General features: G+C 59.6%; 11 protein-coding genes. 3 read left to right on the top strand and 8 right to left on the bottom strand.

The window, feature by feature from the left end; genetic code table 11:
- Both QE408_RS21460 and QE408_RS21455 read right to left on the bottom strand, forming a co-directional pair.
- Complete coding sequence (locus tag QE408_RS21460) at positions 1 to 1,905, bottom strand: ABC transporter substrate-binding protein (protein ID WP_306934491.1); 1,905 nt, start codon at positions 1,903 to 1,905, stop codon at positions 1 to 3.
- Positions 1,902 to 3,794 carry an ABC transporter ATP-binding protein gene (locus QE408_RS21455; protein WP_306934490.1) on the bottom strand — a complete coding sequence of 631 codons (1,893 nt, stop codon included), beginning with the start codon at positions 3,792 to 3,794 and terminating at the stop codon, positions 1,902 to 1,904. Before QE408_RS21455 ends, QE408_RS21460 begins: the two co-directional genes overlap by 4 nt.
- A gap of 197 nt (positions 3,795 to 3,991) precedes the next feature.
- Between QE408_RS21455 and QE408_RS21450 the strand changes: the two genes are divergently transcribed.
- A complete protein-coding gene (locus QE408_RS21450; RefSeq protein ID WP_306934489.1) occupies positions 3,992 to 4,954 on the top strand; it encodes a glycosyltransferase family 32 protein in 963 nt (320 codons plus the stop codon).
- On the opposite strand, the gene QE408_RS21445 is transcribed toward QE408_RS21450, so the two are convergent.
- From QE408_RS21445 to QE408_RS21435, 3 genes are all read right to left on the bottom strand, one after another.
- Positions 4,946 to 5,167: a hypothetical protein gene (locus tag QE408_RS21445; protein WP_373465571.1), complete on the bottom strand. Its 222-nt coding sequence runs from the start codon at positions 5,165 to 5,167 to the stop codon at positions 4,946 to 4,948. The two genes, QE408_RS21450 and QE408_RS21445, sit on opposite strands and share 9 nt — an antisense overlap.
- 196 nt (positions 5,168 to 5,363) lie before the next feature.
- On the bottom strand, positions 5,364 to 6,104 hold the full coding sequence (locus tag QE408_RS21440) for a polysaccharide deacetylase family protein (protein WP_306934488.1): 741 nt from the start codon (positions 6,102 to 6,104) through the stop codon (positions 5,364 to 5,366).
- Positions 6,101 to 7,195 (bottom strand): glycosyltransferase family 4 protein, encoded by a 1,095-nt coding sequence (locus QE408_RS21435; RefSeq protein ID WP_306934487.1) that lies wholly within the window; start codon positions 7,193 to 7,195, stop codon positions 6,101 to 6,103. The genes QE408_RS21440 and QE408_RS21435 overlap by 4 nt, the downstream gene beginning before the upstream one ends.
- 128 nt (positions 7,196 to 7,323) lie before the next feature.
- Between QE408_RS21435 and QE408_RS21430 the strand changes: the two genes are divergently transcribed.
- Both QE408_RS21430 and QE408_RS21425 read left to right on the top strand, forming a co-directional pair.
- Entirely contained in the window at positions 7,324 to 8,664 is a 1,341-nt protein-coding gene (locus QE408_RS21430) for a nucleotide sugar dehydrogenase (protein WP_306934486.1), read from the top strand.
- 16 nt (positions 8,665 to 8,680) lie between these two features.
- Positions 8,681 to 9,163: a class I SAM-dependent methyltransferase gene (locus QE408_RS21425; RefSeq protein ID WP_306934485.1), complete on the top strand. Its 483-nt coding sequence runs from the start codon at positions 8,681 to 8,683 to the stop codon at positions 9,161 to 9,163.
- Positions 9,164 to 9,168: 5 nt separating this feature from the next.
- Here QE408_RS21425 and QE408_RS21420 read toward each other — a convergent pair whose 3' ends face one another.
- From QE408_RS21420 to QE408_RS21410, 3 genes are all read right to left on the bottom strand, one after another.
- Positions 9,169 to 10,878: an adenylate/guanylate cyclase domain-containing protein gene (locus QE408_RS21420; RefSeq protein ID WP_306934484.1), complete on the bottom strand. Its 1,710-nt coding sequence runs from the start codon at positions 10,876 to 10,878 to the stop codon at positions 9,169 to 9,171.
- Positions 10,879 to 11,241: 363 nt separating this feature from the next.
- The gene (locus QE408_RS21415) at positions 11,242 to 11,973 is read right to left on the bottom strand and encodes an MBL fold metallo-hydrolase (RefSeq protein ID WP_306934914.1); all 732 of its coding nucleotides are present in this window, start codon (positions 11,971 to 11,973) and stop codon (positions 11,242 to 11,244) included.
- 300 nt (positions 11,974 to 12,273) lie between these two features.
- Positions 12,274 to 12,729, bottom strand: a complete 456-nt coding sequence (locus QE408_RS21410) for a cyclic nucleotide-binding domain-containing protein (RefSeq protein WP_112954666.1) — start codon at positions 12,727 to 12,729, stop codon at positions 12,274 to 12,276.
- Positions 12,730 to 12,769 lie beyond the last annotated feature (40 nt).

The raw sequence follows: 12,769 nt of genomic DNA, 5'->3' as shown, positions 1-12,769 counted from the left end.
TCAGGCGCTCCCGTCGTACCAGAAGGTGTCTGGCATATAGATGCCGAGATAGGCGGTCGGCTCGAAGCCGAAAAGCGCCTTTTCCGGCACGTTCTTCAGCCGGGCTCTGTGAACGATGGGCTGAAGCGCGCCATTCACCGTGCCGATGGAGAAGACCTGTTGCGTGTAGATCGACAGCATTTCCAGCCAGATCTCCTTGCGCTCTTCAAAGGTGACGCTGCGGCGCCATTTTTTGAAGAGATCGAGTAGCTGGATGGCCTCCGGCAGATCCGGCGGTTTGCCTTCGCGCCCGCCCGAGAGATAATGGATGCCCCAGACCGGCCATTGCAGCTGATCGTCGCCGGTGGGTGCAAGACCCGAGGGCAGCATGTCGGCGTTTGGAATGGCATTATCCATGCCGAACCAGACCGACATCATGACCTCGCCGCCCATGGCGCGCTTGCGGAACACGTCGCGCTGCGTCGGGCGGCTGGACAGCGAGATGCCGATCTTGCGCCAGTGATCGGTGATCAGCTCCAGCACGTCGGTTTCCAGCGTGCTTTCACCCGCGGTTTCGACGATCACATGTGCCGGACGTCCGTCTGGCAGAAGGCGAATGCCCCGATCGTTGCGCTCCGTCAGCCCCACCTCGTCCAATAGCCTGTTGGCAAGTTCGGGATCGTATTGCGCCCAGGCGGTGGCGAATTCCGGCCGGAAGAGCGGGCTTTCCGGCAGCACGGTATCGGCGCTTTCCTTGGCTAGGCCATAGAAGCAGACCATGTTGATCTCATGCCGGTTGATCGCCACCGAGATGGCACGGCGTACGCGCACGTCACGGAACAGGGTGCGCCAGGTATCGTCGGCGCAGTTGAGGTTCGGCAGCAGGCAGACGCGCGATCCCTGGCTGCGCTTCCAGAGATTGACCTTCAGCGGGTAGCGGGCCTCGGCATCCTTCAGGAAGGTGTAGTCGTTGAAATCGAGGTTCATGAACTGCAGATCGCTGTCACCCGACGCCGTCTTGGCGGCGATGATTTCCGACGATGTGACGTTCAGCAGATAGCGGTCGACATAGGGAAGCTGACGGCCATTCTCATCGACGCGATGGTAATAGGGATTGCGCTCGAAGATGAACTGCTCGGCGGGCGGCGCGGTAATGACGCGCCAGGCATCGAGCGTCGGCAGATCGGGGTTTTCCGGACGCAGTTGCCGCGACATCTTGATGTGCAGGCTGCTCCAGTCGTCCACCTTGTTCTTCTTCATCAGCTTGGCGAGCTTTTCCGGCGTCTGATATTTGACGTGGAACTGCTTCATATAGGCGGCAGGCAGGAAGATGCGGGCCGGCGACGCGCCTGCCAGCTTGGCCAGGAAATCCGGGTTCGGGCCTTCCCAGGTGTAGCGCACCGTCAGTGGGTCGACGGCCTCGACCAGAGGCGGCTTTCCATAGACAAGCAGTTCGATGGGCGGGCCGCCCTTGTGGATTTCCAGGTTGAGCGCCACGTCTTCCCAGAAATAGCGGAAATCCTCGGCGGTAAAATCGCCGCCATCCGACCACTTGTGGCCTTCGCGCAGTTTCAGCGTGAAGATGCGCTCCTCATCCACCGTGTAGGATTCGAGGATGTCGGGAATGAAGTTCAGCTTCTCGTCGTAACCGACGAGCCGCGCATAGGAGTCGATCGGCATCAGGCGAATGTCGCGCTGGCCACCGATCAGCATACGGATATTGCCGCCATGCTGGCCAGGCTCACGGCCCATGGCCTTCAGATTGATCACACGGGGATTCTTCGGCAGGCGCTGATCGAGTGGCGGCAGTTCGCCTTTGTCGCGCTTTTCCTTGAAGAAATCGGCATCGATATAGGTCGCAGCGGACGCCTTCCATGGGGCAAAGACGGAGGCGAGCAGGGCAAGGGTGGTTCGGCGCGTGATCAAGACCGTAGCTCCCGAACATCCGCATTGGCATTGGCAAGCACGAGGTGGCCGCCGCCAAGATCGGCTGTTATCATCTGTCCGTTGTCTTCATCGCGGAACTGCTTGCCCCAGTCGAACTTGCCGGTGGCGCTGATCTTGCCGATGGTCTTGAAATCCAGCGGCCGGTCCAGATCGGGGAAGGGAACGGCAGCGAGCAGCGATTTCGTGTAGGGGTGGACGGGGTTGCGCATCAATGTTTCGCGCGGTGCCAGTTCGACGATCTTGCCCTCGCACATCACCGCCACGCGGTCTGCCATATAATCGACGACGGCGAGATTGTGCGAGATGAAGAGGTAGGTCAGCCCCAGATCCTTCTGCAAATCCTTCAAGAGATTGAGGATCTGCGCCTGCACCGACACGTCAAGCGCCGATACCGGCTCGTCGCAGATCAGCAATTCCGGCCCCAGCATCAGCGCACGCGCAATGCCGATACGCTGGCGCTGGCCGCCGGAGAAGCTGTGCGGATAGCGGTTCAGCGCATTATCGCCCAGGCCGATGGCGCGCAGCAGGTTTTTAACGCGCTCCTGCCGGTATTTGGAGTCACCGCGCCCGTGGATTTCCAGCGGTTCGCTGAGAATGTTGCCGACCGTCATGCGCGGGGAAAGCGAAGACACGGGGTCCTGAAAGACCATCTGGATGCGGGTGCGAAGCTCACGTAGATCGCCGTCTACGGCGTTCAGCACGTCGATATCGCCGCTCTTGCTGTGGAAAGCGATCTCGCCTTCCTCCGGCCTGACGGCGCGCATCAGGATTTTGCTGACCGTGGTCTTGCCGCTGCCGCTTTCGCCCACAAGGCCCAGACATTCACCGCGCATGATATCGAAGCTGACGCCATCCACCGCCTTGGTGGCATTGGCACTGCCGGAGGTGAACCAGGTGGATTTGCGGGTGGTATAGGTCTTGGAGATGTTCTTGACGCTGAGCAGCACGCCCGGCGCCTTGTCGACATTCGCCGTCTTCTTGCCGATCAGGCTTTCCTTGTCGATGGTGACATCACGCAGCGCCTTCAGCCGCTCGCCGGGCTTCATGTCGAAATGCGGCACAGCTGCCATCAGGCCCTTGAGATAGGGGTGCGAGGGCGCGCGGAAGATGTCGTCCACCGTCCCTGCTTCCATGATCTCGCCCTGGTAGATGACGGCAACCTCATCGGCGATATTGGCGACGACGCCGAGATCGTGGGTGATGAGCAGCATGCTCATGTTGAGCCGGCTCTGGAGGTCGCGCAAAAGCTTGAGGATCTGCGCCTGGATGGTCACGTCGAGTGCCGTCGTCGGCTCGTCGGCGATCAAGAGCGCCGGACGACAGATCAGCGCCATGGCGATCATGGCGCGCTGGCGCATGCCGCCGGAAAGCTCGAAGGGGTACATCTGACAGATCTTGGCCGGATTGGAAAAGCCGACGAGATCGAGCGTCTCTTCCATCTTTTCCTGCCGCTCCTTCGGTGTCAGAACCGAATGGATGCGCAGCGCCTCGTCGATCTGGTTGCCGACAGTGTGGAGCGGCGAAAACGAGGTCATCGGTTCCTGAAAGATCAGGCCGATACGGTTACCGCGAATGGCGCGCATGGGCTTGCCGTCCTGCTCCAATCGCAGGAGGTCGATGGGCCGTTCGTCTGCTTTCAGCGGATCGGAGAAAAGAACGCGCCCGCTGACCTGAGCAGTGCGTGGCTGGATCCCCATGATGGTCTGGCCGATAACCGATTTGCCGGAGCCGGATTCGCCGACGAGTGCGGTGACCTTTCCTGGCAGGATGCGGAGGCTTGCGCCCCGGACCGCTTCGATCTTTCCGCCCATAATGGAAAAAGAGACCTGCAGATTTTCAATGCGAAGCAAATCTGCGCCTGCACTCATGCCAAAGGATCCCCTGCCGTCTTGTTGGTTGCCTGTGGCATTATCACGCGGCCGTTGATATTCACGTTATCGTACACTCCAGGCTCTGTCCATGCTCTTGAAACCATGAAAATTTCCGGCTTTCTGCCTCATCTTGGACTTGCAGGAAAACCTCTATTCCGAAGATATGTCGGGGTTATTAAAGCTGCGGAGCGACCATGCCAGACAAAGCCACTTTCGATGCAACGCTTGCAGACATCCGCCGGTTGCTGGCAGAAAAAGATTTCGCTGCGGCAGAGGATCGCCTTGCCGTCCTCTCCCTGGCGGGCAACCAGCATTTGATGGGTGAGACAACCGCGCTCGGCCTGCCGCGCCGCCTGCATTCGGCCTATCTGCGGCTTGCCAAGGCAAAGGGCGATGCCATCGCCAAAGCCGGCTACCAATATCTCCTCGTGCCGCCGCCGGAGGCGTTTGCGCCCTATGGCCGCTTTTCTGCGGATGAAAGACGAGCGATTGCGCAGAAGAACCGCGAAGCCGTGCCGAAGCTGATCCACCAGATCTGGATCGGTACGAAAGAGGTGCCGCCCTCAACCGCTGCCTGGCGCAAACATGCCGAGGCGAATGGCTATGCCTATCGCCTGTGGCGGGAGGCCGACCTTGAGGCGGAGGGTATCGATGCCGATCCGATCTTCCGGCGGATGCTGGAGGATGGGGATTATCCCGGTGCCGTGGATGTGGCGCGCTACTTCATCCTGTCGCGCGTGGGTGGCACCTATCTCGATTGCGATTTCTATCCGGCGCGCGAGGATATGAGCTTCGGCGATATCCTTCCCATGGTCGGCCTCACCGCCTTTGCCGAGGAGACGCCCCGGCTGACGGGGCAGGGAAGCGTGCTGCTCGCCAATTCCTTTATCGCCACGCCGCCCGGCCATCCCGTGTTCGAGCGCATTTTGCAGGCTCTGCCGGAGATTGCCGAGCGTCTGCCGCGCGCACCCGCATGGTGGGGCACGGGCCCGCTGATCTTTACCGTGGTGGCGCGCGCGGGATCGGTGACGCTGGCGGGTGCCGATTTCGTCTCTGCGATCCTGGCAGACCGGGCGGAGTTCAGTGCGGTGGAAGAGGCGCGGGCCGAAGCCCAGGCAAAGGGCGATGGGCTGCTGATCGCCTGGAAATCATGGTGAGGGCTGGGGCATCTCTGTCGTTGCGGCCTCACGGTCGGCAGCTGCCTTCGCGGCGGCTTCCATCTGCTCTTTGCGCTTCTCGTCTTCCGCGCGTTTCAGCTTGTCCTGATCGTGGTGCCATTTGATCGAATAATACATGCCGATGCCGACGACGAGCAGCTTCAGCGGTAGCATTACGATAGGAAAATACTCGAACCATTCCATTTCCGTCACACTTTCCAAACAGAGCCTACAGCATCGGCCCGAAAATCGGATTCAATTTTCGGAAAGCACGATGCGTAGACTCAAAAAGTAAAGCGTCCTTTGTGCGCCCATAGGGCGCACGGCGCTTTAGTGGCTCCTCGCCCGTGTGCTTACGCCTGAGTGGAAAGACTTGATATTCGACATATTGTCGCGCCGGATCAGACCTTCAAACCGCCTCTTCGATTAGCGATCCGGCACGGCGCCAGCGGCATCCCGGATGACTGGCGGTGAGGGAAAACAGCCGATCGAGAAAAGCCCATGCCGTCTCGTCATGGTCGAGGTGATGGGTGAGGATGCCGGTGGTTCTTGCCCCTTGCTCGGCCACCACCATGCGCTCGGCGGTCTCGGCAAAGAGCAGATCGTGATCCTTGCCGCCTCTCGTTCCCCGCCAGTCGATGATGTCGACATGGGTGTTCAAGAGTGGAAGAGGCGCGGTCTTTTCCGGCCCATAGACCGACAGCGCCTGATAGCCGAGCGCAGGTAGGCCTTCGACGATTTCCGCATCGATCCGGTTCCATGGTGGTACGAGCATCGGTACGAAGCGGTTCGGATGGAGGTTCTTCAGCTTTTCAAAGCCTGCCTGCAATTCGCCAAGCACGACGTCCTTGCGGCGATGGAGCCCAAGCTCGCGCTTCTTTTCTTCCGGCCCGGCATGGTTTCGATGCGCCCAACCATGCACTGCGACATCGATTTTTTCCGCGCTTTCCAGCTTCTTCGCTAAAGCCTCACCGGTGGGCTCGGGAATGACGGCGAGAGTCATCGGCACGGCGTAGCGGTCGGAGAGCGCCAGCAGATGATCGAGCGCTGGCATCGGCTCTGTCGCGTCGTCGTCGCGCAGCCAGAACTCTGCGGCAACGCCGCGGCTGGCGAAACTGTCGAGCGTGTCCAGAAGTTTCTTTTCCGTCATGGTGCGCTCCCTCTGGCATCTTGCAGAATCCGGTCGAGCGTCGATGCTGCCTTGTGCAGCGAGCGCTCCTCGATGACGAATGCTCTGGCATTGTCTGCCATGGCCTGTCTCTTTTCCCGATCGGTCAGCAGGTCCGTTATGGCATCCGCGTAGCTTTGCGTGTCTCCCGGCTCGGTCAGAATTCCGGTTTTTCCATCGATCACCACTTCCGGCACGCCGGCGATGCGCTCGGCAATCACCGGCAGGCCTGCGGCTTGCGCCTCCAGATAGGCAAGCCCGTAAGCTTCGCCATGGCCGGGCCAGAGATAGAGCGAGGCGCGGGACAGGATCTCGGCGATCTGCTGTGGGGTCTTCTCCCCGTGCCAGACAAGGCGATGCGGTGCGATCGCCTGGAAGAGTTGCTGCACTCCCTCGCGCTCCGGTCCGTCGCCGATGATATCCAGCGTCCAGTCGAGATTGGGGAGGCGTGTCAACGCTGCCGCCAAGGCCTCGTAGCTGCCGAGCTTGTCACCAGCGCGCATCATCGCCACGGTCGCCATTCGCCCGGCCTGCGGGGCCGGGGTCTGCGCGTCGAACAGAGACGTGTCGAGGAAGGGCGGCAGCATCTGCGTGCGCATGGCTGGATTGGCCTTGAGGAGGCCGTCGCGGTCGCGGTGGGTGAAACAGATGTTGACCGCGGCAAGGCTCAGATCCTCCAGCAGCTTCGCCTGAACCTCGGCCCAACCGGTGGCATTGCGCTTGGGGGAATAGGAGGCCTCTGCGGTCACATAGGGGATTGCGAATGACCGGCTAAGCTCCGGTCCCAGACAATCGAGCGCCTTATAATAGGGATGATAGCAGAACCAGAGGTCCGGCGCTCCATTGCTTTCCCAGAGTATCGATATGCGCTGCCGTTCCTGCTCCGCGTCCCGCGCCAGCATATCGGCCTCCTCGCCATCCGGCTGACGCAGGAAGGATCGCAGTTCCGAGACCACCTCGACCTCGTGACCGGCAAGCCGCATGGCCTGCATCAACAGCCGTGCCATCAGCCTGTCGCCGGAGGGCACCGGGTGGTTCGGAGACTTCATCGGGCAGTAGAACGCGATCTTCATGGCTGCCAGTCATGCGTTTTCGGTCGCGTCCTCGTCAACCGGAAATTAGCAAGGCGCAGCCTTGACACCATGGGTCTTCTCGCCCAACTGAAAGGCATGTTTTCCTCGCGCGCAGGACGCAAAACGCTTTGACTTCTTCTCCAAATGCACAGCGACTTCTCGACCTCATTCACTCGAAAGAGGCGCGGGCAGGTGTCATCGGCCTTGGCTATGTGGGCTTGCCGCTTGCCATGACGATCGCCACCTCCGGCTTCAAGGTCACCGGTTTCGATATCGATCCGGGCAAGATCAAGGCCGTCGAAGCGCGCAAGAGCTATATCGAGGCGGTGCCGGATGATATTTTGGCCGGTACCTGCGCCGATGGCACTTTCCAAGCGACGAGCGATTTTTCCAAGCTTGGCGAGTGCGATGTGATCGCGATTTGCGTTCCGACCCCGCTGACGAAATATCGCGATCCCGACCTTTCCTATGTGGAGAACACCTGTCGCGAGATTGCCGAGACGCTTCGCCCCGGCCAGCTCGTGGTGCTGGAATCGACCACCTATCCCGGCACGACCGATGGCATCGTCAAGACGATCCTGGAAAAGACCGGGCTGAAATCGACCGAAGATTTCTTCCTGGGATTTTCGCCGGAGCGCGAAGACCCCGGCAACCGCGACTTCCACACCTCCACCATTCCGAAGGTGGTGGCGGGTGACGGACCTGATGCCGCCGAACTGATGACGGCCTTCTACGGCGCGGTGGTTAAGACTGTCATTCCTGTTTCCACCACCGCAACGGCTGAAGCGGTGAAGATTACCGAAAACGTTTTCCGCGCCGTCAACATCGCGCTCGTCAATGAGTTGAAGGTCGTTTACGAGGCGATGGGTATCGATATCTGGGAGGTGGTGGATGCGGCAAAGACCAAGCCTTTCGGCTACATGCCCTTCTATCCCGGCCCCGGCCTTGGCGGCCACTGCATTCCGATCGACCCCTTCTACCTGACCTGGAAGTCGAAGGAATACGAACTCCCGACGCGCTTCATCGAGCTTGCCGGCCAGATCAACACCGCCATGCCGCGCCATGTTGTCGGGCGGTTGGCGGAAGCGCTGGACGTCCATCAGGGCAAGGCGCTCAGCCGTTCCAAGGTGCTGGTGCTGGGGCTCGCCTATAAGAAGAACGTGCCGGACATTCGCGAAAGCCCGTCTCTGAAGCTGATCGAACTGATCCTTGAGCGCGGCGGCGATGTCGCCTTCCATGACCCTTACGTGGCGGAAATCCCAAAGACGCGCGAATATAGCGAGTTGATGGGCATGAAATCCGCCGTCTGGACCAAGGACAGCATTGCCGGTTTCGATGCGGTGCTGGTTGCGACAGACCATGACAATATCGATTACCAGCAACTGGCCGACTGGTCGCCGCTGATTATCGACACGCGCAACGCCTTTGCCCGTCGCGGCATCAGCGCAAGTCACATCCTCAAGGCCTGATCGGAAACACTTACACATGAGCAGACTGGACAGCTTCATCCGCCGCCTCAGCGCCCAGCGCGATATCTTGAACCATGTGCATGGCGATCTCGATCTGCCTGCCGAAGGCCCGATCATGGAAATCGGTCTTGGCAATGGGCGCACCTTCAACCATTTGCGCGAGCTGTTTCCCGATCGCCGCATCGTCGCCTTCGACCGCGCCATGGGCGCACATGCCTCCTCCGTACCGGAAGAGGGCAATCTGGTTCTCGGTGAAATCGACCAGACGGCGAAGGACTGGGTCGGGATCGGTGCGGCCCTTGTCCATGCCGATATCGGTACCGGCTATGACGAAAAGGACGCGGTGACGCTGACATGGCTGCCGCAGATCGTTTCCGGCATGCTGGCCAAGGGCGGCATTGCCATCAGCGGCCTGCCGCTGAAGGAAGCGAGCCTCGATCCGCTGCCGGTGCCTGACACAGTACCGGCGGATCGGTATTTCCTCTACCGCAAGGTCTAACGCTTTTACGAAAGCAGCTTTCGGCTTTCTTCTTCGGATATCAGGAAGACCTTCATTTCCGAGCTGCGCCCGCGAATGAGAATGGTGCGGCTTGGCAGCGCGTCGCGCTTGTGCCCGGACTGCACCATGACCGGTTCGGAGACAACGATTGAGGTGTCGAATTCCTTTGCGGCCGTCTCCAGGCGGCTCGCGACGTTGACCGTATCGCCAATGGCCGTCAGCGTTTTTGCCGCGCCGTAACCCATGATGCCGACAATCGACGGACCTGCGTGAATGCCGATGGCGATGCGCAGGCGCACGGCGAACTGCTGTTCCAGTTCCTTATTCAGCTTTTCGACATTGCGCAGGATCAGACAGGCGGCCTTCAGCGCATCGGCAGACGCGGTTTCCTGGTTGCCGTCCAGGCCGAACAGCGCCATCGCGCCATCGCCGATAAATTTATCAATGCGACCGCCTGCCTGTTCCACCGACTGCCCGACAATGGTGAAATAGCGGTTCAGCAGAAACACCATGTCATAGGGGAGGCGGGTTTCGGAGAGTGCCGTGAAGTTTCTGAGGTCGCAGAACAGAACCGCAATCTCTTCCTCGCGGCCGGGACGGATGGGCTCGTCGCTGGCCGGACTATCGTCCTGCTGCCGGGTGGAAAGAAGCAATGCCACCTTGACCCGACCGGTGGGGCGCAGTTGGCAGCCGAGCCTCACATCGGAATCCGCGTGAATACGCTGCAAGGTGGAGCGTTCCAGGTCACTCGGCTCCGGCAGAAGCGCGTCCGTTTCCAGTATCTTCACCCGACAGGTGGAACAGCGGCCCTTGCCGCCGCAAGCGGAGAAATGGGAAATGCCTTCAAGCCGGCTCGCTTCCAGAATGCTGAAGCCCGCCGGTGCCCTGATCGCATGGCCATCTTCATAGAGAACCTCGAAGCCATTCGACCTCTGTCGCCAGCCTCTGATCGCGCGGGCGGCGAAAGTCAGGATCACGGCGGCGCCAAAGGCGAGGCGAAAACCAAAGGTGATGTGTTGGATCGTCGCCTGGCGCTCGGGCGACCATCGCCGCTGGGGCGGCGGCGGCGGATCCGAGGGTGAGCCCATCCCCGCTTCCGAATGGGGATGATCGGCCGGGATATCCAGTTCCATCTGCCGCCCGGCATCGCTGAAACCGAGCAACGCCATGATCGGCAGGAGAACCGCGAACATCAGCAGGTAAGGCGCCACTTGCCGGTACCAGCTTCGATAACGCAGCCAGAAATAGACCCCAAAACAGCCATGCGCCCAGATCAGCACAAGGGCGATGCTCTGGCGTAAGCCCAGATAGGGCGCGGTGATCCAAAATCTGCGAATGATGATGTCGTAGCCCTCATCGATACCGTAAAGCATGCGTGAGAAACGGATGCCCGCAGCATGGTCGATGATGAGGAAGGGAATAGCCAAGCCCAGCAAGATCTGCATCGCTTCGCGCCATGGCATCTGCAGCGATCGCAGAAGATAGATGGAGCGCAACACGAGCAGGATATGGACCAGCACGGATCCGTAAAGGATGGTGCTGCTGACCGGGTTCAGCCAGATGATGCTGAACCATATTCTTGCATATTCGGCGGTCTCGATGGAAATCAGCGTCAGTGCGTGATTGAAAAGGTGACAGGCGACGAAGGCCAGCATAACAAGACCGGAGAGCAATCGCGCCCGCCGCAAAGATGTGTCCGTCACAAGCTGCGCCAATCCTGACCTCAAATTTCTTTCACCAGAGTGCCGTGCGTCATTTCTGGACGCACAAAGGACGCTCTATCTTGTTTGAACCTGCGCATCGTGCTTTCCGAAAATCGGTTCCGAATTTTCGGGCCGATGCTGTAGAAAAGATATTCAAATAATCGTCGTGTGGGGCATCCGCTGCCGGTCTGCAAAGACACAGGGGTTGGTCAACACCTGCGGCTACACCGGCTGTGGCTTCATTCTCGAGACGAATCCACGGCCTCACGAAAATAATGTTTTTTGGTCTTATTCGAGGCGGACGCCGGTCTAAAGCCTGGTCCAGGCAAAAGGGTGCAGCGGTTTTGCGATAACGGCATACGACAAAACAAAGACCTAAAGCTCGATGGTCTGTCCGTCATAAGCTGCGAAGGCACCGGCAAATTCCTTTTTCGCATCCTCATCGATCTGGTCGAGTTCGTCATCCGTCCGGAAGGGCGCGTGGTGAATGAAACCCACCGATTTTGCGTTGGCATGCTTGGCAAGCTTGATCCCCTGCTGCCAGGAGGAATGGCCGTAACCTCTGTAAAGCTCCATTTCTGCATCGGTGAAGCTCGCGTCATAGAGGAAGAGATCGACATCGTCGATGAGCTTCAGCACCGCCTTGTCGAGCTTGCCCGGCTCATGCTCGGTATCGGTAATGATGGCGAGGCTCTTGCCCTGCCAGTCGATCCGGTAGCCGATGGCGTTGCCCGGATGGGTTAGCATGCCAGTGCGGATCGACAGATCCGGATGCACCGACAGTGTGTCTTCGGCAGCAAAATCGCGGGTATCGATATGGGCGCAGCAAATATCGAGCGGTGCCGGGAACCAGGGCGGGCTCATGAACTCGCGCAGCATGTCGCGGGTGGTTTTCTGGCCTGCCAGATGGCCGGACCAGATGCGCACGTCGTTCTCGCGCTTGAAGAAGGGCTTGAAATAGGGAAAGCCGACAATGTGGTCGTAGTGGCAATGGGAGAAGAACATGTCCACGTTGCCCGCACCTTCGGCCCTCAGCGCCAGACCGGCGGGATGAAGACCCGAGCCTGCGTCAAAGAGCAGAATATGATCGCCGCATCGAACCTCGATGCAGATCGTGTTGCCGCCATATCTGTGGAATTTTTCTCCCGATACAGGAAGCGGTCCCTCGCGCTCCCCAGATCTTGACCCGGAATTCCTGTCTATTGCACCGACGGTCACCGTCGGAATTCAACGCCATCATACACCCCAACCTGCCACGGCGACCCGTCTCAACGCTTCCTCCGTAGGGTCCCGTTCTCTCTTCGCCAACACATGGCGCGTGCTTAATTCATGCAGCATCTCAGTTTTACGACTGCAGCACCACTTTTATTTTTTCCTGAAAGCGCCGCAGGATGGAAGATTATATTATCAAACACTTGAATGCGCGCGCGCCTTGCTCAGTTCCGTCGTCGTCTGGGTCAAACGCTCAGCGAGAACGCGCATGACCTTGATGGTGATCTCGGGAAAGTCCGACATCAGCTTGAAGAACTGTTCCTTGCCGATGCGCAGTGCCTCCACCGGCGTCGACGCTTTGACGGTTGCCGTTCGCACGCTGTCGCAGAGAATGGCGATTTCGCCGACGATGGCGTTGCCGCTCATTTCCGTCAGCTTGATCTGGCCCGACGGGGAGTCGATCAGGACATCGACCTTGCCGGTCAGAAGTACATAGGCACTATCGCCAAGATCGCCCTGCCGGAATAGCTCGTCTCCTGCAAGATAGGAAACGCGGTCCGAAGCAAAAGCAAGTAGCTTGAGTTTCGAAGGCTCCATCTCGCTAAAGAAGGGAACGCGCTTCAGCATCTGAATTTCATCTTTGAAAAGCATTGCCTTGTCCTGGTTCGTGTTCCTGTCGGGTGCCTGCGCC

The sequence above is a fragment of the Agrobacterium larrymoorei genome, assembly GCF_030819275.1.
In the GTDB taxonomy this organism is placed as follows: domain Bacteria; phylum Pseudomonadota; class Alphaproteobacteria; order Rhizobiales; family Rhizobiaceae; genus Agrobacterium; species Agrobacterium larrymoorei_B.
Note: the sequence above shows the minus strand (reverse complement) of the source record. Positions and strands in the feature narration are given on the sequence as shown.

What these genes read in the sequence shown, in the direction of transcription:
- QE408_RS21410 (WP_112954666.1), bottom strand. Translation starts at nt 12,729, where the DNA reads ATGCTTTTCAAAGATGAAATTCAGATGCTGAAGCGCGTTCCCTTCTTT.
- QE408_RS21425 (WP_306934485.1), top strand. Translation starts at nt 8,681, where the DNA reads ATGAGCAGACTGGACAGCTTCATCCGCCGCCTCAGCGCCCAGCGCGAT.
- QE408_RS21450 (WP_306934489.1), top strand. Translation starts at nt 3,992, where the DNA reads ATGCCAGACAAAGCCACTTTCGATGCAACGCTTGCAGACATCCGCCGG.
- QE408_RS21455 (WP_306934490.1), bottom strand. Translation starts at nt 3,794, where the DNA reads ATGAGTGCAGGCGCAGATTTGCTTCGCATTGAAAATCTGCAGGTCTCT.
- QE408_RS21440 (WP_306934488.1), bottom strand. Translation starts at nt 6,104, where the DNA reads ATGACGGAAAAGAAACTTCTGGACACGCTCGACAGTTTCGCCAGCCGC.
- QE408_RS21435 (WP_306934487.1), bottom strand. Translation starts at nt 7,195, where the DNA reads ATGAAGATCGCGTTCTACTGCCCGATGAAGTCTCCGAACCACCCGGTG.